This window comes from Streptomyces phaeolivaceus (genome assembly GCF_009184865.1).
Classification (GTDB): Bacteria; Actinomycetota; Actinomycetes; order Streptomycetales; family Streptomycetaceae; genus Streptomyces; species Streptomyces phaeolivaceus.
In genome coordinates this window covers 3,240,218-3,258,997 of the sequence record NZ_CP045096.1, presented here as the reverse complement: position 1 = coordinate 3,258,997, position 18,780 = coordinate 3,240,218, and the positions used below count along the sequence as shown (strand labels likewise).

General features: G+C 70.6%; 21 protein-coding genes. 7 read left to right on the top strand and 14 right to left on the bottom strand.

The features are described 5' to 3' along the window. Positions 1-44 precede the first annotated feature (44 nt). Both F9278_RS46165 and F9278_RS15145 read right to left on the bottom strand, forming a co-directional pair. A complete protein-coding gene (locus F9278_RS46165; protein WP_193241491.1) occupies positions 45-557 on the bottom strand; it encodes a hypothetical protein in 513 nt (170 codons plus the stop codon). A 175-nt stretch (positions 558-732) separates the two neighbouring features. Continuing rightward, positions 733-2,301, bottom strand: a complete 1,569-nt coding sequence (locus tag F9278_RS15145) for a helix-turn-helix domain-containing protein (protein ID WP_152168807.1) — start codon at positions 2,299-2,301, stop codon at positions 733-735. Between F9278_RS15145 and F9278_RS15140 the strand changes: the two genes are divergently transcribed. The 5 genes from F9278_RS15140 (at position 2,288) to F9278_RS15120 (ending at position 4,831) form a co-directional block, all read left to right on the top strand. Beyond that, positions 2,288-2,485, top strand: a complete 198-nt coding sequence (locus F9278_RS15140) for a hypothetical protein (protein WP_152168806.1) — start codon at positions 2,288-2,290, stop codon at positions 2,483-2,485. The genes F9278_RS15145 and F9278_RS15140 overlap by 14 nt on opposite strands. After that, on the top strand, positions 2,482-2,853 hold the full coding sequence (locus tag F9278_RS15135) for a pentapeptide repeat-containing protein (RefSeq protein WP_226966752.1): 372 nt from the start codon (positions 2,482-2,484) through the stop codon (positions 2,851-2,853). The genes F9278_RS15140 and F9278_RS15135 overlap by 4 nt, the downstream gene beginning before the upstream one ends. 401 nt (positions 2,854-3,254) lie before the next feature. Next, entirely contained in the window at positions 3,255-3,629 is a 375-nt protein-coding gene (locus F9278_RS15130; protein WP_152168804.1) for a DUF317 domain-containing protein, read from the top strand. Positions 3,630-3,706: 77 nt separating this feature from the next. Further along, entirely contained in the window at positions 3,707-3,997 is a 291-nt protein-coding gene (locus tag F9278_RS15125; RefSeq protein ID WP_152168803.1) for a hypothetical protein, read from the top strand. 15 nt (positions 3,998-4,012) lie between these two features. Next, positions 4,013-4,831, top strand: coding sequence for a DUF317 domain-containing protein (locus tag F9278_RS15120; protein ID WP_152168802.1), 819 nt, complete (start codon positions 4,013-4,015; stop codon positions 4,829-4,831). A 232-nt stretch (positions 4,832-5,063) separates the two neighbouring features. Here the strand turns inward: F9278_RS15120 and F9278_RS15115 are convergent, their stop codons facing one another. Then, positions 5,064-5,852, bottom strand: coding sequence for a hypothetical protein (locus tag F9278_RS15115; protein ID WP_226966751.1), 789 nt, complete (start codon positions 5,850-5,852; stop codon positions 5,064-5,066). A gap of 29 nt (positions 5,853-5,881) precedes the next feature. Beyond that, positions 5,882-6,568 carry a hypothetical protein gene (locus tag F9278_RS15110; RefSeq protein WP_152168801.1) on the bottom strand — a complete coding sequence of 229 codons (687 nt, stop codon included), beginning with the start codon at positions 6,566-6,568 and terminating at the stop codon, positions 5,882-5,884. 459 nt (positions 6,569-7,027) lie between these two features. Here F9278_RS15110 and F9278_RS15105 point away from each other — a divergent pair, with 459 nt between their 5' ends. Continuing rightward, positions 7,028-7,660 carry a class I SAM-dependent methyltransferase gene (locus F9278_RS15105; RefSeq protein WP_226966750.1) on the top strand — a complete coding sequence of 211 codons (633 nt, stop codon included), beginning with the start codon at positions 7,028-7,030 and terminating at the stop codon, positions 7,658-7,660. A 438-nt stretch (positions 7,661-8,098) separates the two neighbouring features. Further along, entirely contained in the window at positions 8,099-9,763 is a 1,665-nt protein-coding gene (locus F9278_RS15100) for an IS1182 family transposase (protein ID WP_193241490.1), read from the top strand. Between the two features lie 105 nt (positions 9,764-9,868). Here F9278_RS15100 and F9278_RS15095 read toward each other — a convergent pair whose 3' ends face one another. The 10 genes from F9278_RS15095 to F9278_RS15050 all read right to left on the bottom strand — a co-directional run bounded on the left by F9278_RS15095 (position 9,869) and on the right by F9278_RS15050 (position 18,637). Then, a complete protein-coding gene (locus F9278_RS15095; protein WP_152168800.1) occupies positions 9,869-10,564 on the bottom strand; it encodes a hypothetical protein in 696 nt (231 codons plus the stop codon). A 79-nt stretch (positions 10,565-10,643) separates the two neighbouring features. Then, positions 10,644-11,087 (bottom strand): hypothetical protein, encoded by a 444-nt coding sequence (locus F9278_RS15090; RefSeq protein WP_152168799.1) that lies wholly within the window; start codon positions 11,085-11,087, stop codon positions 10,644-10,646. 425 nt (positions 11,088-11,512) lie between these two features. Continuing rightward, positions 11,513-13,258 carry a relaxase/mobilization nuclease domain-containing protein gene (locus F9278_RS15085; RefSeq protein WP_152168798.1) on the bottom strand — a complete coding sequence of 582 codons (1,746 nt, stop codon included), beginning with the start codon at positions 13,256-13,258 and terminating at the stop codon, positions 11,513-11,515. Then, a complete protein-coding gene (locus F9278_RS47065) occupies positions 13,255-13,881 on the bottom strand; it encodes a plasmid mobilization protein (protein WP_226966749.1) in 627 nt (208 codons plus the stop codon). The genes F9278_RS15085 and F9278_RS47065 overlap by 4 nt, the downstream gene beginning before the upstream one ends. Continuing rightward, entirely contained in the window at positions 13,878-14,114 is a 237-nt protein-coding gene (locus F9278_RS15075) for a hypothetical protein (RefSeq protein WP_152168797.1), read from the bottom strand. Before F9278_RS15075 ends, F9278_RS47065 begins: the two co-directional genes overlap by 4 nt. Before the next feature lie 86 nt (positions 14,115-14,200). Continuing rightward, on the bottom strand, positions 14,201-14,392 hold the full coding sequence (locus tag F9278_RS15070; protein ID WP_152168796.1) for a hypothetical protein: 192 nt from the start codon (positions 14,390-14,392) through the stop codon (positions 14,201-14,203). After that, positions 14,389-16,230 (bottom strand): hypothetical protein, encoded by a 1,842-nt coding sequence (locus tag F9278_RS15065; RefSeq protein WP_152168795.1) that lies wholly within the window; start codon positions 16,228-16,230, stop codon positions 14,389-14,391. The genes F9278_RS15070 and F9278_RS15065 overlap by 4 nt, the downstream gene beginning before the upstream one ends. After that, on the bottom strand, positions 16,227-16,868 hold the full coding sequence (locus F9278_RS15060) for a WhiB family transcriptional regulator (protein ID WP_152168794.1): 642 nt from the start codon (positions 16,866-16,868) through the stop codon (positions 16,227-16,229). Before F9278_RS15060 ends, F9278_RS15065 begins: the two co-directional genes overlap by 4 nt. Before the next feature lie 162 nt (positions 16,869-17,030). Continuing rightward, positions 17,031-17,747, bottom strand: a complete 717-nt coding sequence (locus tag F9278_RS15055; RefSeq protein ID WP_152168793.1) for a zinc finger domain-containing protein — start codon at positions 17,745-17,747, stop codon at positions 17,031-17,033. Between the two features lie 2 nt (positions 17,748-17,749). Continuing rightward, entirely contained in the window at positions 17,750-18,637 is an 888-nt protein-coding gene (locus tag F9278_RS15050; RefSeq protein ID WP_152168792.1) for a helix-turn-helix domain-containing protein, read from the bottom strand. Positions 18,638-18,780: the final 143 nt, after the last annotated feature.

Sequence of the window (18,780 nt, the reverse complement as noted above, 5' to 3'; positions counted from 1 at the left end):
GCGTTACGGCAGGAATCGGACCGTCCGTCCGTCAGCACCGCTGGTCAGCGTGGTCGGTAGCGGCCCGATGCCGTGCGGACGAGCCAGCCACGGTCGGAGAGTTTGCGCAGCTGGCCGCGGACCGGCTCGATCTTCGCCGGGGTCGTCTCCCGGCCCAGCGCGAGGGCGACCTCCTTGGCCATCACCGGACCGCCCGCCCCCGCCACGATCTCCATGATCCGGCGGTACTCCCAGGTCAGGGCCTCCAGCCCCATCCCCTCGACGCGATCGGGCACCACCCGCATCCCGCCCGCACCCGGGCCCACCGTCACAGCAACCGGCTCCGGCTCCGGCTCCGGCTCCGGCTCCGGCTCCGGCTCCGGCTCCGGCTCCGGCGACACGATGCCCGACGGCCGCCGTCCACCGCCCGTGGCCTCGGCCCACTGCCCGAACACCACCTCTGCGGCCTCCAACCGGGCCACCTCCAGCTCTAGTTCGCCCAGCTCCTTACGCAGCACCTCAACACGTTTCGCCAGCTCAAGCCGCCGCCCGATCGTCCACGTCAGCACGTCTGTCATGAACATCCCTCCCGACGCGGAACCTACGCGGCAGCCCCGAACCTCACGCCAGAACCCGCGAGAACGCCCGCGCCGGACGATCTCGTGCTAACGATCACCCCGCCTGCCAGCGCGAGGACTTCACCCGCGCATCACACCAGCCCCACTGAACTGCGGAAACGAACTTGGCGAAGGCTCATTGGATGCGGTGCTTGTCGCCAGCTGCATGGGCGAGGTTTTGGAGGTCGTCGGGGTGAGTCAGGTGTTTGTGCGCGGCGTGCCAGAAGGAGGCGGGTGGGCACAGAACCCGGCGAGTGGCGCGGCCGTGCTGTTCGAGGTAGTCGGCGAGCCGGAACACCAGCCCTGCTGGCGCGGATGGCGCACTGGGCTGGGGTGCGGGTGGCCGGTGCAGGGGGCGCTGGCGAATGCGGCTGAGCGGGGCCTGTTTGCCGTGGACTAGTTTCGCAAGTTCGGCGTAGGCCACCTCCGCCCAGTCTTCGGTGAGCCCCTGATAGTCGGCATCGGTGAGGTAGTCGGGTGCGGCGTCGGTCAGGAATGCCTGCGGCAGGTGCAGCCCGACGCCAAGGCGTCGGGCGTCCATCGCCGCCTGGAGCAGTGCCCTGGCCGGCGGGGATCCGTCCTCGTAGCGCCGCAGGAGTTCGGGAGCGCCGGCCAGGTCCTGGGCGAGGCGGCCGTGGCCATCGGCGCGGGTCAGTGCATCGGCCAGCTGGCGGTCACCAGCGGCCGCCAGCGATCGTGCCGCTGCCAACGCTGTCTCGTCGAAGGTGTCTGGGACCGGGACGCGCCGTCGGCTGAGCAGTTCGCGCGCGCGGCTGTGCGGGTCCGGTCCGCCTGGGGAAGGCAAGGTGGTGTAACGGTCTGCGTACTCCTTCCACAGAGTGCCCAGGATGAGGACTGGTGCCCGCTCCCGATCGGTGATCAGTGTGTGCAGGGCGGCCGCAATGTGTTCGCCGCGGGCGGCATCTCCGAGGTAGTGCTGGGCCTCGTTTAGCCACACCACCGTCTTCGGCCCGACACGGTTTAGGGAGGCCAGGGCGGCGTCGGCCCGAGTGGGGTCGAAGGGATGCCACAGCCGCCAGCCTAGATCGGCCAGCGGCTGGACTGCCTGCCAGCAGGCCCTCGTCTTGCCCGTCGAGGACGTGCCGACTAGCACCACCATTCGGCTGTTGCCCGCAGCGGCCTCTCGCACTTCACCGGTCAGTGTCTCGTCGTGCTCCCGCCGCACGTACCCTGGCAGCACTCGCTGTCCCGGCACGCCGCAGCCCGCAGCATCGCCAGCGGGGTGGACCTCCAGGTCGTGCGGATCCCACTCCGACAACGGCCGCCCCGGCGCCAAGACATCCCCAGCGTCTGGACCGATGGGCGTGGCAGCGTGGCGTCGCAGCTCCAGGAGCACCGCTACGGGCAGCTTCAGTACTTGGGCCAGGGCTGCGACCGTCTCCGGCGACGGCACGGGAGCCTCGCTTCGCATGGCCTCGTACACGGTGGTACGTGCCAACTCTGCCTTCGCTGCCAACTGCGTCTTGCTCCACCGGGAGCGGGCCAGCCCATCCTCAAGCCTGCGTCGCAGTTCCGCTAACGCCTGCTCAGGCCCCGTCTGTTCATCGTGCACGCGCGTTCCCCAGGGGTTCGGTGTCCGCCAGCGTCCATCATCGTTCGAACGGACCCTGATGTACGCCGATTCCAGGACAACAGTCACGTCAACGCCCGCCCGTTCAAGGGAGCCTGCCGTGATCGTCACCATCGTCCTCCTCGCCGCCGCGCTCATGATGGCTGTAGCACTGCTGGCCGCCACTGTGGCCGGAATCCTCGCTCGCGCCGACGGTGCCACGATCCCCGGCAGCCTTATGCGCGCCGCCGCTACCTTCGCTGCGGTCCTGACCCTCGCGTGCGCCGTCACTGCGGCCGTGGCCGCAGTGATCTGTTGAACACCAGCGTGACGTTCTCCGCCAGCGGCAGCCTCGTCAGCTTCGACGAAGCGGATTTCTCTGGCTGTAAGGTCGGATTTGATGATGCGACGTTCTCCGGCAGTGCGGTCCGGTTCACCCGCGCAGTGTTTTCCGGAGGCAGGGTCAGTTTCGATGACGCGGTGTTCTCCGGTGGCACGGTCGGGTTTGATGATGCGACGTTCTCTGGCGGAGATGTCAGCTTCCACGGCGCGACGTTCCCCGGCGGCAGCGTGGACTTCCAATCTGTCGCCTCGTGGGATTCGCCACCTCACTTCGACGACATGGTGTTGACCGCCCCACCCACAGGGCTTCTCCTTCCCTCTCCAGACATTGTTCGGCCGAGCTGACCGTTGCGCCGTCATGGTTGCTCCCGGCGCACATACGGGCTGATCCTCTTCACCGCGTCGGGAGCCAGTGCTAGCAACCGTTGCCAGGTCCGCTCCTGCGCCTGAGTAGGGCCGTATCACCACGATGCTCCCACTGCCGGAGAAGTGGCCTTCGAGCGACTGCCGTCACTCGAAAGACAGAATCCTCTGAGCGGGGAATCTCAAGACCGCTTCATATGTGCGGCGCGTGTGCAGTCGAGCCAGAGATTATGAAGCCGAAATTGAAACCCTACAAAATGACTCGCAACGGCAGTTCGCCGGGGGCAGACAGGAAAGATCGCGGAATGACTGGCCAACGCGGGCGGGGGCATGTCAACGTAGACGACCTTGCAAGAAACGCCAGGTCAGAGAGGTGAATGCCCGTGACCGTAGCGCCCGTGGACTCCGGTTTCTCCACCACCGTCGAAGCACTGCGGCTGCGTGAGTGGCAGCTCGGCCCCGGCCAGCCCACGCTCGTGATGGACCAGTTCTCCGCAGAGGACTTCCACCTGATTGTGGACGACCGCGCGGACGTGCACGTCAGCTCGAAGGACGGCCGCTTCTACCTCGGTTGGTTCCCGCTCGGCCGTCCCGGCACGGGCGGCGAGGGATGGAAGATCGCCGTGTCCGGCACGGCCAAGGTGCGCGGCTATCACCTGTCATTCGACACCGAGACGCCGGCCGACATTGTCGCCGCCGCAGTGGCGCGCGTGCTGGAGACCTCACGTCGTGTACGACAGCCAAGCGCCCACGAGTAGTTCTCGCTCGGACGGCCGGCTGTCGGGCTCTGTCCTTTTCACCGCTCACCGATTCCCCTCACCCCAGGAGGCTGTTCGTGACGACCCCGGAGATGACCGTCGGTAACCTCATCGACCTGCTGTCCGCCTGTGACCGGGATGCTCCGGTCCGCCAGGCCATGAACCCCTTCTTTCCGATGGCGCACCGCCTGGCGCAGGTCGTGCAGTCCGTGGACGAGACCGGCCGGACCGTCGTCTACCTCGCCGAGGGGCGGGACGAGGACGCACAGCTCGGCCATCTGCCGCCCGAGGTCGCCATCGCCCTGACCTGGCAGGGCCCCGTTCAGGCACCCCCGCGCCGCCCCCGCCGCAGTGCCGGCGGCAACTAGACCCGCACCGACCCCTTGGAGGCGCCCCTGTACCCCGACTTCCCGCCCGACCCGTCCGTTCCGCCCGGCGGCCAGCCCGCGTTCTGGGTCGGTCCCCGGTATCTGGCCGGTGACGACGGGCGTCTTTACGACGGCGTTGCCGACACGCTCTCCGGTCTGGGCTGGACGAGCCTGACGATCGTCCGCGGACGTCATGAGCCGGACGAGGCACTGGAGGACCGCCAGGTCCTGCGCAGCACTGTTCTGCACATCAGCTCCGACACCCTTCGATGGGCGCAGTGGAGCCTGGCGGACGAGCCGTTCCACCTGGGAGACCTGCCGATCGCCTGGCAGATCTCCGCCCGCGCGGACACCAGCAGCCCGCTCGCGTCGTGGTCGTGCTACTTCACCACCGACGTCCCCGGCGAGGCAGTGGCCGACTTCCTCGTCGCGCTCGACGCCCGAGACCAGCCCACCGTGCCGTTCGCCGGCCCCGAACTGGTCCTCGACGCCGTCGCCGCCCACGGCTGGCTCCGCGACATCGACCAGCCCGACGCGGCAGCGACGGACCCGACGTTCACCTCGCACATCAGCCTCGGCGAGGTACCGCCCCTCATCCAGGACGCCGACCCGCGCGCCCTGACGACCGAGGCCGACGAGCCGGGACCAACCGGATGGCAGGCATGGGCCGAGCCCGCGCTCGGCTCCCCCTGCCTGTGGGCGGCCTCCTTCGGTTCCAGCGTTCCGCACGACCTCGTGGCAGCATTCGCCGACTCCCTCAGCTCGACCGCACCGGTCCTGCGCCGGATCCTGCCCGAGGCCACCCGGGAGCGACTGCTGCGAGCGCCGGCCTAGCGACGGCGCCCCCAGCCAAACAGAAGAAGCCCGGTCCTCCGCCGAAGGGGCCGGGCTTCTGGCATTTCCCTCCAAGGTTCGCGCGAGCCATCGAGTCGGAGGAAGGCGACCCGGGCGACGAGTACAAGGTGTCGGGCCTGCCGTCAGCGGACTTTCACCGACTGCGACGGAGCCGAGTGGTGCGCGGACCATGCTTTCTCTGGGCGGGGGCGCCCTTCATCCGGTGCGGGGATCACAGATCTTCCCCGGCCGCCTGGGCGGACAGCACGACGGAGTCGGCGGGGCGGAACTTGGCCAGGCACAGCCCGCACAGCAGCGGTCCCTGTTCGTAGAAGTGCGGGGTGACCTGCTGGCGACGGGGAACGGGGGTGCACTCGCAGACGATCGCGAAGCGGGAGCCGGAACGTCCGCCGCGCGGCGGTGCGACGGCCTGGATGGTGGCCTTCAGCTGTACGGCGGCCGTGGCGTCGAGGGCCGCGATCACCTCGGCCCACTTCTCCGCTTCGGAGTCGGGCAGGGGGCACCGGCCCCTGCCGATGACCTTGGCGGCGCGTGCGGGCGGGACCAGGCCGACCTCGCGGGCGAGGCTTCCGTACTTTTTGTTGTGCCAGCGCCGGTCACCGCCGCTGACGTCGACGATTCTCCGGGTCAGGGCCAGCCCGTGCGCGGCGTGATGGAGCAGTCCTTCCATCATCGGTCGGCCGCCGAGCCCGAGAGTGCCGGAAGAGACCTGAAGCTGCATGGTCAGGTGCCCGTAGCGCTCGAAGCGCCGACCGGTACGGAGGGCGGTGCACTTGGTGGGGTCCTGCGCACCCGTGGTGGGCGGGGTGGTGACACAGATGTCCGGTACACCGTCGAAGCGGCGACGGATCTCGCGCCAGGCGGTCTCGATCGCGCTGATGATGACCGCGCCGTGGACGACCGGCGCGGTCGGCGGCATCTCGGCCGCCCAGGCAGCCGGCACGGGCTTGTCCGCTTTCAGGGGCGCGGGTGCCGGGGCGAAGAGGGTGGGGTCGCTCACGAGCGGATGCTTTCTGCCGGGCGGGGCGGTCAGGGGCGCGGTCGGGTGGCGGCGTCGAGGGCGAGGTGTACCAGTCGGCTGCCCAGTGCAGTGCCTGTGCCGAAGGCGAGGCCGCCGCAGAACAGAGCACCGACACCGAAGGCTGCCGTGCTCCAGCGCGGTATGGGCGGGGAGTCAGGCGCGGAAGGTGGCGGGGAAGCCGGTGCTGGAGCGAAGCGCTGGGGTGCGGGGCGCGGCACCCTGGGTATGGCCGCTGGCTGGGCAGAGGCCGAGGCAGGGGCGCTGTGGTGACGGGAAATGCGGTGCACGGTCGCCGCCTTGGCGAGCGTCTTGCCGACAGGCTGGCGATCCCACGCGAGGACGTGTAGTTCACCGAGTGCGGCGAGGGTGGCGAAGGCGGCGTCGGCGGAGACGACGGTGAAGTGCGTGACGCCGTTGGCGGCGGCCTGGCGGGCACGGTTGAGTAGGACCTTGTCGGCAGCGTTGGGCCCGATCCCGGCCGACAGCACCTTGACGCCCTGGTCGGCCAGAGCTTGTTTGACGTCGGGCCGGATACGTGCGGGCGGACAGGCGGCGACCACTTGGGCCTGCGCGGGGACGTGTTCGAGCAGAGCGGCCAGCCGGGTGACGGCGACGGAGCGCTGGGCGAGGGTACCGAAGGCGTTCTCGACGTCGATGAGGACCAGGGCGGTCTTGTGCGGGTGTTTGGTGGTCACCGGGTGCTGCCTTCGAGCTGGGCGAGGGACGGGGGAGGTCCGCATTTCCTTGAGGTCGAGGATGTGGTTGTAGACCCCGCGAGGGGCGGCGTGTCGATCTGCCGGTCGGGATTCTGTCCGCTGGTGGAGATCCAGGGCGGAGCCGATGCGGATCTCGGACGAGACGGGAAGATCCCGAGGAGGTCGTCGTCGGTGCCGAGCGCGTCGGCCAAGGGCGTCACGCGGGCCAGTCTGCCCTCAATGACCAACATTTTCTGAGGATCAGCCGACGATCACCGAAACGGGGCTCCAGCCCCTTCAACAACTCCCTCAATGTCTCGTCTCACGTGACTTTGCCGGTGTCTCAGGAGAAGTTCTCGGATCTGCGTCGGGCGGGCAACTTTGTGTGAGATGGAGGGCTTTGTTGTCCTGCTGGGGCGCGTGGGAAAACGGTTCGCGGCCTCTCACCATGGGCGGCTAATGTCCACCGGCGTGGACATCGAAGATCCCAAAGAGCTGGTCCGGCGCGGGTACGACGCGCTCTCCCTTCGCTATGACCAGGCGTACGGCGCCGAGACGAAGTACCAGCCCTGGATCAGCGAACTATCTAGTCGTATCCCGGCTGGAGGCACGGTGCTGGATCTGGGGTGCGGAAGCGGGGTTCCCGTCGCCCGCGCCCTGGCGACCGTAGGTCACCGTGTCACTGGCGTCGACATCAGTGAGGTGCAGATCCGCAGGGCCCGGGAGCTCGTGCCGCAGGCCGAGTTCATCCGCGCCGATGCCACGGCCGTGGACTTCGGGCCGGCCTCCTTCAACGCGGTCGTCTCCTTCTACGCACTGATCCACATCCCGCTTGAGGAACAGCTTCCGTTACTGGAGAAGGTCGCCGGATGGCTGCGACCTGGCGGTTGGTTCCTGGGCACCACCGGCTATCGGAGCTGGACTGGCGTCGATGAGGACTGGCTGGGCGGCGGGACCGCTATGTGGTGGAGCCACGCGGACGCCGCCACGAACCGGACCTGGATCACTCAAGCCGGCCTGATGGTCGAGCAGGAAGAGTTCGTGCCCGAAGGCGAGGGCGGGCACGCCCTGTTCTGGGCCCGACGCCGCTGATGTCCCTTCCCGGTCGCGGTCGAAGACGACTGACCGACAACATCAAGTGAGACAACTCTGTGGAAGTGCGGCTGGCAGACAACACCAGTTGAGACTCCGCCGAAGATCCGTCTCAACCTGTCTTTACATCACCCCTGGTCACAGCCTCGGCCGCGGGCAAGCTCAAATGAGCCGGGACACTCAAGACCCGGCCCCTCAACAACCGCCGACCACCCTTGATGAGGGAAATCGGACCCGTCCGGCAGGATGCCGATATGACGAATCGGTACGGCGAACCCATACGCGCGGTGCGCGAGGCGCACTGCCCCAGCTGCAAGACCACCTTCCGCACCGCGCAGTGAGCGACTCTGTCGGGAATCTTGAGGATGGGCAGTTAACGATCGTGACGTTGCGTCAGGCTCGTTGGAACGTTCCGCCCTCGTTCCCCAGGAGCCCGATGTGTCCCTCCAGCCTCACTCCGGAGCCGAGATCCCGCCGCTGACCGCCCGGGTTGCCCGCGCGGCCAACCCCAAAGGCACCACCGCGATGTGGATCCGCGACCGCCTCGACGGCCTCTGGAGCGACGAGGACTTCACCGCCTGGTACCCGCGTGACGGCCGACCTGGGCTCTCACCCGCCCAACTCGCCACCGTCTGCGTGCTGCAGTACGCGATGAACCTCTCCGACCGCCAGGCCGCCGAGGCAGTGCGCTGCCGAATCGACTTCAAGTACGCCCTCGGCCTGGACCTGGACGATCCCGGCTTCCACCACAGCGTCCTGTCCGACTTCCGCGACCGGCTCGCCGAAGGCGACCGCGCCGACCGGCTACTGGGCCTCGCACTCACCCGGATCCGACGGGCCGGCCTGCTCAAAGGGCGGGTCACGCAGCGCACCGACTCCACCCACGTCCTGTCCGCCGCACGGGAGCTGACCCGCCTGGAGCTGGCGTGCGAGGCGGTCCGCGCCGTGCTGGAAGAGGCGGCCCGCGACGCGCCAGAGGTGCTGGACGAGCTGGTCACCGCCGAATGGGCCCAACGCTACGGCCGGCCGGTTCGCCTGTGCTCCCAGCCCAGCCACCCCGTCGCCCGCCTGGAGCAGGTGGGCAACGACGCCCGCGAACTGCTGTACCGTCTCGACGCCCGGTTCCCCGGCGGCGCTCCGGCGCAGGCGAACGTGCTCCGAACGATCCTGGTGCAGCACTTCTTGGTGGATGCCAAGGGGCGGTTCAGGCCGCGCACGAAACGCGACGGCCAGCCGCCCTCCCGAGTCCGAATCGAATCCCCGTACGAGACCGAGGCCCGCTGCACCATGCGCGGTGACACACGCTGGACCGGCTACCTCGTGCACCTGACCGAGACCTGCGACGACAAGCGGGTCAACATCATCACCGACGTGGCCACGGCCGTCTCCAGCGCGGACAGCCAGGCGCTGCCCGGCATCCACGCCCGCCTCAGGCGACGGCGTCTACTGCCGAATCGGCACTTGGTCGACGGCGGCTACACCTCCGTGGCCGGCATGGACGAAGCCGCCCGCCTGCACCGCGTCACCCTGATCGGGCCGCTTCCGCCCAGCACCACCCCGCAGCACCGGGCAGGGGACGGCTTCGGCCGGGAGAACTTCATCATCGACTTCGACCAGCGCGAGGTGACCTGCCCCAACGGGCAGGTCAGCGGCAACTGGCAGGACCTGCCGACAGTCGAGCCGACCAAGGTCACAGTCCGGTTCGACGCCCGCCAGTGCGGCCGCTGCCCCGAGCGGGCCAAGTGCACTCCGGGCCGGTTTCGCAGCCTGTACTTCCCGACACGGCGCCTGTACGAACTCCAGGTCAAGAACCGGGCCGATCAGCAGGATGCGGACTGGCGCCGGCTCTACAGGCGGCGCTCGGGGGCCGAGGGCACCATCGAGGAGTTCGCGGACGGCCACCGCGGACGCCGGTGCCGCTACCGCGGCCTGGCCAAGACGCACGTCCAGCACGTCCTGACCGCACTCGCGATCAACATCGAGCGGCTGAGCCTTCAAGAACCCGCCGACAGCTCGTACCGGCCCCGCCCTCCCACAGCATTCCAGCAGTACCTCGACGCACGCGACTTACCCCGGCCGCTGTGGTGGCGCCAAGGGAAGTGACGCCCGTCCTCAAGATCCCCGACAGAGTCGCTCAGTGAGGCGAGCCGCACAGCGTTGCTGCCCCTGACCACCTCTTGGTCGGGGGCAGCAGTGTGTCGGGGCCGGTCAGCTGGCTGCCGTGGCCTTGGTGAGGGCCTTGTCGAGGTGGCGGTCGACGAGGGCCGGGGAGCCGGAGACGATCAGCAGCAGGCTGCCTTCGCGGATCGCGGTCTGCTTGACCACGGTGCTTCGTCCTCCGGCGGAGAACGTCAGGAGCTGGCTCCATTGCTCGTCACCGAGGTCGCAGGGCGCGGGCAGCTTCTGCGAGGCGATGCCGATCGGGGTGCCGCCCGCGACGACCTGATAGGTCGGGCAGCCGGTCATGGCGTCGAAGATCTGGCCGATGCCGTCGGACAGCTTGTTCGAGCCGTCGCTGTACAGCTCCTCCGAGAGCTCTGAGGAGCTGCCGCCGTAGGTGAAGGTGGCCTTCGCCCTGTGCGGGAAGGTGAGCGTGCCGCCGGTCGCCGCGTCGCCGCCCAGTTCGCTCAGGGCAGGGCAGCCGATGACTGTGACGTCGTTGTGCTGGGTGGGGCGCTCCGGCTTGCGCAGGTAGCCGCTGCCGAGGTCGCTCTCGTCGAGCAGGCGCGCCTCCAGCGCGGCCGACGTGAGCGGAGCAGCCTGCTGAGCGGCGTCGGCGGGCTTCCCGCTACGGGCGGATGCGGCGGTATCGGGCTTGGTGCCGCTGGTGTCGGTGGAGCAGGCGGACACGACGAGGAGGGCGGCGGTGATGCCGAGGACGGTGGTGGCGACGCGAACGCGCATGACGGAACTGACCCCTTGGTGCTAGGCGAAGGGTGGTCAGTGCGGACCCGCAGGCCCGGTGGGGTCGTAGGAGTTGGGGTCAGTGCCCGAGGTGGCGCAGGCATTCCTCGAACGAGGCGTGCGTCGCGTCCGCCGGCCCGCGGTTCCGGTTGAACCAGGCGGTGTCGAGGCGGGTCTCCTGCTGCTGGTGGCCGACCCGGCAACGCAGCCAGACCTGGTCGCGGGTGGAGAGGATGAGCCAGTCCCGGTACGCGCCGCACTCGGAGCAGGCGACCATCTCGCCGTCGAGGACGAGCGGCTGCTTCCACGGCATCATGGTGCCGTCGACCTGGTCGTGGCTGGGTACCCGAAGCTCCGGCGGAAGGAAGTCGTCCACCACCGCGGTCGGCTCGATGTGTTCCGGCTCGGCCGGCGGCACCCCGATCCCGGGCGGGACCTGGTTCTGCAGCCGCGCCGACAGCTCGAAGAATCGGCGCTGTTCCTCGCTGGGCTCCTTGGCCCGTCGGCGTATTCGGTGAAACACCCTGGCGTCCTCCTGTGCCTCGTCCTGCTCGCTTCATGATCGTGCCTTACGCCCCTGACGGTTTCAATTCACAAATTCCACAGCCGCCTTCGGGCAGGTCATCAGGCATTTTTCCGCCTCCTGGGGGCGCGGATGAGTGGGCACGGCGCGTGTCTCCGAGCGGATAGGTGATGTCCCCTCGGCGTGCCCGAACACGTCACGTCGGCTTCGGCCGCCCGACTTCGCGTCGCCTACTGGCTCGAGTCGCCGCACCTGCGCCCTTGCGTTACTCCTGAGTGTGCGTAGCGTCCGTGACCCACAACGCGGGCCTGAACGCTGCCGGGGTCCGCTGTGGCGTACGGCCATGCTGTGGGGCGCGAGCGGGGCGGTGGCGGTGCGCCTGCTCCTGGTCGTGTGCTGAGGCTGCACACCCCGGCTGGCAGGGCTCACCGGGTCTTGCTCGATGTCTCCTCCTTGCTGCTGCGGCGGCGGCCGGGTGCGGAGGTCTGGGGGGCCGTCCTGCGCGTTGCGGGCTGGACCCCAGCGGTGCCGCTTTCGGACAGGGGCGAGGCGTCGGCGGGCAGATCGGCCGTCCGTCGCATCCGCCACACCAGCACGTCGCTCACCGACTCCGCGGTGTCGAGTTCACGACGCCCGACCGCGGCGGAGAGAAGATCGGCCGGATCGTGGCCGGCGGCTTCGGCTTCCGCGATGGTCGTGGCCAGGGCGTACCAGCCGGGCTCGGCGAGGATCTGCTCGGCGAGCCCCGGCAGCGTTTCGCGCAGCAGCACGGTCTGCCGCTGGAGCACCGGCCGGCTCAGACGTCGGCCGCGCTGGTAGAGCACGCCGAGCGGCTGGGCGGCGGCGGCCTGGTAGGCGGTGCGCAGGTGCCCGGCCGCCTGGGCGGCGGCTTCGGCCTGCTGGGCGTGGCCCTTTCTCGCGTGCCAGTGGGCGGCGGCGGTGATGAGGAAGAACAGCATGTCGATCGCCATCGCGGTGGTGGCACCGTCCTCTCCGCGGCCGAGGGCGGGCCCTGCGTGGACGAGGTCGCGGGCGGCCTGCCGCAGCGCGCGGTCGTGCCCGCGTACGGCGCGGACGTGGGAGCGGGAGGCCCGCTCGAACGCTGTTGCGGCGTCTCGCAGTTCGCGGCGGGTGTGGGCGGCGGAGGTCTTCGCGAGCGCGTCCAGGACCTCGCCGGCGGCGGCGATGTGGGCGGCGGCGACCGCGTCGTCGCCGTGCTCGACGATGAGCACGGCCTGCCACGCGGCCGATGCCGTCCCGCGGCGGGCAGAGGTCGGGGCGCCGGGCCCCGTACGGACCGTGTCCTCCTGCCGCGGCGTCGGCTCGGCCCCGGTGCCGCCGGACCAACGCTCCCGGATGCGGGGCAGCGACAGGTCGGGGGCCAGACGCGCGCCGGGGTAGAACACCGGCTCCCCGTCCTTGTTCAGGTCGCCGGGCAGAGCGACCTTGTATCCGAGGAGGTCTCCGGAGGGAGCGGCGCGCTTACGGATCAGGACGCCGGCAGCGGCGAGCCGGTCGAAGAACTCCTCGTCACTCCCCGCACCGGACACCGCGCGCCGTACCGTCTCCCGCAGCTCCTCGCGGGCGGTGCGCTCGCGACCCTGGCGTTCGGCCTTGTGGCGTTCGGCGCTGGTGGGCCGCTGGGCGGCGGTGCCGTCGCCGGGGGCGACCTGGTGGAGGCCGAGTTCCTTCTCGATGAGGCGGCACTCGGCCTGGGCGCGTTTGCCGGAGCGGAAGTCATCGGGGCGGCTGCCGTCCTCGCACACCAGGGTGGCGACGATGTGGATGTGGTCGTCGGCGTGGCGTACGGCGGCCCAGCGGCAGCCGGGCTGCCCGTCGCCGGGGTCGATGCCGGTGGCGGCCACGATCCGCCGGGCGATCTCACCCCATTCCTCGTCGGACAGGATCCGGTCGTCCGCCGTCGCGCGGACGGAGGTGTGCCAGACGTGCTTGGCCGGACGGGTGTGCTTCGGCAGGGCCATCACGGGTTGGTCCAGGAGTTGCTGGAGGTCTTCGAGGGTGGCGTTCGGGTCGCGGCCGGGGTCGGGGGCCATGCCGTCGAAGGAGGCGACGAGGTGGGGGTCGGTGTGGTCCTCGTACTTGCCGGTGTCGTAGAGGTATTTGAGGAGGCCGAAGGTCTTCGATCCGGTGTTGTTGACGCTGGGGATCACGTAGCACGCTGGTCGATCAGGCGGGCGGAGGCGTCGCGGACGCTCTCGGCCGCGCGGTGGACGGCGGCGATCGCCGCTTCCAGATGGGGTGCTTCGGCACCGGAGTTGAGGGCCTTCACGGCCTGGTTGAGGTTGCTGCCGGCCCAGCCGAGCTTGCGGCGGCTGTCGAATAGCGCGGTGATCACTTCGCGTTCGTCGGCGATCTCGGCGCTGGTGCGGTCGAGGTCACGGGCTGCGGCGAGCGCGGCGCGGGCGAGGAAGCCGGCGACGGACAGGTTGCACCGGGCGGCGGCGGACTTGATCAGGGCGAACTCTTCTTCGTTGAAACGGGTGTTGGGCTGGTGCAGTCGCTTCGTGGCGCGCGGCTGACGCGGGCGCTGACGGGCGCGGTCAGCGCGCTCACGGCGGTCGCGACGGGAGGTCGGCTTCTCCTCCTGTCCCGGCTTCGATCCGCCCTCGGTCGAAGCCTGATGGACCTGCGCCCCCTGGTGCAGGCCCTCCCCGTCCCCCTTGGGGGCGGGGTTGGCGGAAGCTACGCTTCCGCCCCAACTTGCTGGCCTTGAGAGCGAGTTGGAGTCGGGGGCACGTTCCGGGGTGGTGCCGTTCTGAGTGGGGTTCGTCATCGGATTTCGGGCCTCATGGTTCGGGTGTGGTGCTGGATGGTCGCGGCCAGCGCGACGACGTCGGCCGGTCCCGGGAGGACACGGACGGGTCCGTCGGGCCGGTCCTGGACGAGCCACTGCCCGGTCGGTGCGAGGACGGCGGCGTGCAGGAGCCGCCGGCGGACGAGGACGTCCGCCCAGGCGCCGGCCTCGGCAGCGGTGGGCTCGGAAGAGCGAGGGGAACGAGAAATCACTACGTGTCTCCTGGAGCGGGGCGGTGGCCCGGCACGGAGCCGGGCCACCCTTTGCCGATAGGGCGTTGAGCTGGGTCTTTGCCGGTTCAGCCGCACTCGGGGCAGCGCCCGACGTGGGTGTTGAGCGCCCGGGCCATCCGCCGCTTCGTCGAGGCAGCCTGCTTTGCGCTGGACTTTGCCGCCGGCCTGCCCTCGTGCCGCTTGGAGTGGGCGAGCATGAAGCCGATCTCCCGCTCATACTCCGCACGGACGGTGTCGAACTCGTGGCAGGTCTTCATCGGGTGGTGCTCCTTGTCTTCGTGGTGTCGTCGCTCCGCAGTTCCTGGAGGACGAGGCTCAGCCGGTCGTTCCGGCCGCCCCTCAGGCCCTCGCGGCGGAGGATCTCCCGCAGCTGGACCCGGGTGACGGACTCGTTGCCGTCCCGTTCGAGCAGGGCGGGGACGTGGGGGCGGACCTGCTGGACGAGCTGGTCCACCGACTGCTCCAGCTCGCGTGGCGGGCGCTGTGTCTGCGGGCTGCGGGACCGGCCGCGCTTCCCCTTGTTCTTCGCCCTGGACTTCGTGGTCGTCTTCCGCCGGAGGGGGGCCTTGTGTCCCCGGTCCCCGGTGGGCTCGGTCCCCGTGTCGGTGGTGGTCGGTCCCCGGTCCCCGGTGGGCTCGGTCCCCGTGTCGGTGGTGGTCGGTCCCCGGTCCCCGGTGGGCTCGGTCCCCGTGTCGGTGGTGGTCGGTCCCCGGTCCCCGGTGGGCTCGGTCCCCGTGTCGGTGGTGGTCGGTCCCCGGTCCCCGGTGGGCTCGGTCCCCGTGTCGGTGGTGGTCGGTCCCCGGTCCCCGGTGGGCTCGGTCCCCGTGTCGGTGGTGGTCGGTCCCCGGTCCCCGGTGGGCTCGGTCCCCGTGTCGGTGGTGGTCGGTCCCCGGTCCCCGGTGGGCTCGGTCCCCGACTCGGTGGTGGTCGGTCCCCGATGCAAATCAGGGCCCTGAGCAGGTACTTCTCGCGCAGGAAGGTCGGTCCCCACGCTTCCGGCGTCTCCCGCCGAGGCTTCCGAATCGGCGGGACCGGTCCCCGGGACCGCGTCCCTCTCTGCCTCGGTCCCCACGCCGGTCCCCTCGTCGTTGCCTTCGGTCCCCGCGCTTGACGACTCCGTCGAGTCCACGTTTTCCGGGACCGGTCCCCTCGGGTTGCACGGTCCCCGGTCCCCGCCCGACTTGTCGGGACCGGCTACGGGGACCGGCGCTTGCGAGGGGACCGTGGCTGCCGTGGCGGGGCTGCGCACCGGGGACCAGGGGGAGGGCAGCGGGACCGTAGCGAGCGCGAGTGCGTGTCGGCGGGCGGCGAGCTGGTCGAGCAGTTGCGCGCGCTGGCGGGCGTCGGTCCCGACCGAGGCCCTGCCGACCGCCTTCGACAGGCGCCGGGTGAGCCGACGGCCGCTCCAACTCCGCTGCTGCTCGGGTGTGCGCTCGGCAAGACGGGCGGCCAGGGCGACCGCGCGGGTGGTGGCCCGGTCCCGGGTGATCTGCGCGGCGTCGCGGTCTCGCGCGGCGATGCCGAGGCGGGACAGCAGCCGCTCGCGCAGTTCCCTGCCCAGGACGGCGATCAGTCCGTGGGAGGCGGCGCCCGGGGTCCGCAGGCGCAGCTCGATTCCCATGGCGAGGTGCCACAGCATCGCAGCCATGACCGGCCCGACGAAGGCCCGGACCGTGCCGCCGACAGGGCCGCTCTCGGCGTAGGCGGGGATCACCTGCACGCCGGTGATCACCCAGACCAGCGTGCCCGGCAGGCCGGGGGCGCCCTGAACGGCCAGGTTTTGCCGTGCCATCAGCGCGGTCGCGAAGAGCGCCAGCTCGGCCGCGGCGAACATCCCGGCTCGTTCAGCGGTGCCGGCCATGTCGAGGTAGTCGGCGGCAAAGCGCCAGCTCGTGTCTGCGCTGTAGGCCGTGCAGCCGAGAGCGGCAAGGGCGGCGACCTTGACCGCCGGGCCGCCGAGACGTTTCTGCGGGCGGCTTCCGCGGCGCCGGAACGCCCAGGCGGTCAGCACCAGCACGAGGGCGGCGGGCACGCAGGCGGCGAGGAGGAGAGGGAGATCCGGAGCGGCGCTGAGGGCCAGGACAGGGTGGGTCATGCGGCCTTTCCGAGAGGGGCTTGCGCCGGAGTCGACGCTGCCGGGCGGGTTACCGGCTGCTGTGTGCCGGGTGCAGTGGGAGCGGGGCTGCCTGCTGCCGCGGTGGTCTTCTTCCGCTTTTTCTTGGGGCGGGGCACGCCGTAGGTGCGGTCGCGGTCGAAGACCTTGTTGGCGGCCTGCCGGAGCAGGTCTCGGGCGTGCTTGTGACTGATCTGGAGGGCGGCGGCGAGCCGGTTAGGCAGCCAGCCTCGGACGTAGGCGTGGTCGATGACGACTTGCCGCTCGGCCTCGGTCAGGTGCACGTCGCGCCCTTGGAAGAAGGCGGTCACGCGCCGGTAGTCGAGGCGCTGGTGCAGGTTGTCGTGCAGCGGGCGCCGCTCGGCTTCGGTGAGGCCGCCCCAGACGCCTTCCTTGAGGACGTTCTCCAGGGCGAAGTCCAGGCACGCGCGGCGTACGGGGCACCAGCCGCACAGCTCCTTCGCCTCCGCGATCTCCTCGTGATCCCGGGGCCCGGGGAAGAACACCGCGTCGGCGTCCTCGACGTCCATGCCGTGGCACGCTCCGCGGGTGTGCCAGCCGGTGTCTCCGATGCCGCGCAGGCCGGTGGGCGGCGCGTCGTGGGTGGTGATGTGGCGCAAGGCGGTCTCCGATGTGCTGCCGCGTCGGGCGGCCGTGGCGGTGCTCGGCGGGCGCGGCGTCGGGGTGCTGGCTGCGGCGCGCGGGCGTGCGCCGCAGCCGGGGCGGGACGGTGATGTTGGGAGGCGGTGCGTGGGACGGGGACCACGCGCCGGATGAGCAGGTCAGGCCATGGCGGGCTGTTGAGCCTGCTCGTTCTGCCGGTCCTGTTGGGCGGCGGCCAGGTCGATGCGGCCTGGGTGTGGGGTGGCGCGCGGGGCAGTTCCGCGTACCCCGTCGTCGGGGCCGATCCGGCGGCGGCGACATGGCTCGCCGGGCTGGGCCAGGCACCACTCGCAGCGAACGCTCAGGGCGTCGGGCAGCGCCTGTGCGACGGCGGCTTCGCGGGCTGCTCGGGCGGGCCGGTAGGGCGCGAGGGCGGCTCGGGCTGCGGGCGGTATGCAGGAGCCGATCTCCCGCAGCCGCGCCTCCAGCTTCGGGTCGAGTCCGTCGCGACCGCTGGTGATCGCCCGGGCTTGCGCGGGCTGCGCGGTGCCGGCGGCGACGGCGCGGCGGGTGCCGACCAGTTCGGCGGTCCAGGCGGCTTGGTCGTCCGGGTCGGCGGACGGTGTCGGATCGGAGTGCCGGGCCAGGCGGTCGCGCCGGTAGCTCTCCCAGGGACGGACGACGTCCGCGGGCAGGATCTGGTACGGCGAGGTGCGGATGTGTTGGCGGGCGGCGACGCGGGCGTCCCAGCCGTGTGGAGTGGCCATCGGCATGTCGCCGAGCAGCTCGTGCCACTGGGCGAGCTGGTCGCGGGCTTCGCCCTGGTCGGTGCGGATGGTGCGGGGGTCGAGTCGGCCGATGTAGGCCAGCAGGGCAGCGGTTTCGCGGCGGTCCACGGTCAGCCCTCCGTTCCGGTCGGCTCGTCGAGGGCGGCGAGAAGGGCAGCGGTGTGGGCCTCGGCCCGCGTCATGCCGCTCGGTGCGGCGGTGGCCCTGCCGGGCACGGCGGAGAGGTTCGGGCGGCTGGGGGCGTGCTCCCGGACGATCCAGGAGCGCCAGTCGGCAGCCCAGGCTTCCGCCGGCCTCGGCGTGTGGCCCGCCCGGTGGGCACGCCACTTCGCATCGGCGGCCTGCAGGCCCTGCTCGCCGAGTCGGTCGAGGTGCCCCTGCTGGCGGACCCAGGTGTGGGTGGCCGCGTCGACCTGCCACTCGGCAGCCAAGGTGACGGCAGCACCACCACTGCTGTACCTACGGTTCAAATCCGGTTCACTACGGTTCTGTGTGCCGGTTTCCGGTACATCGCTGTGCCGGTTTCCGGTACGTCGACGTGCCGGTTTCCGCCTTGACCTGCCGGTTTCCGGTACTGCCGGTTTCCGGGCCCTCGCGGCGGACTCCGGCACCTCACGCGGGCGGATTCCGTACCGCCGCAAGGCCGAGATCCGGAGCGCTGGGGTGGCCTCGGGGTCATCCGCCGACCCCTGGTCGGCGTCCTGGTCCTCTGATGCCCGAGCCTCTGCCTGGGCAGCGAGAGGGAGGCGGTAGACGGTGCTGCGCTGCGGACCGGTGAGGTCGTCGAGCTGCTCCAGCTCACCGGCGTGGACCAGACGGTCGATGGCCTCGCGCACCGTGGAGACGGATGCGTGAGTGCGCTGGGCCAGGCTCGACAGCGAGGCCCAGGAGACGCACTGCTCATCGGCCACACGGTCGGCGATCGACAGCAGGACCAGACGCGCGGTTCCCCGGCTGGAGCTGTGCTCCCACACCCACTCGCGGGCTTCGCTGCTCATCGGCCGCCCCCGATCGGCTGCCGCGAGGTGGGTGCCTGCTCGGCGGCCCTGGGATGTTCGCAGGCGAGGCGAGGGACGGTGGGACCGAAGGCGGCTGCCGCGCGGGCCCGGTTCTCGGGCCTTTTGCGCAGGGCAGAGCACAT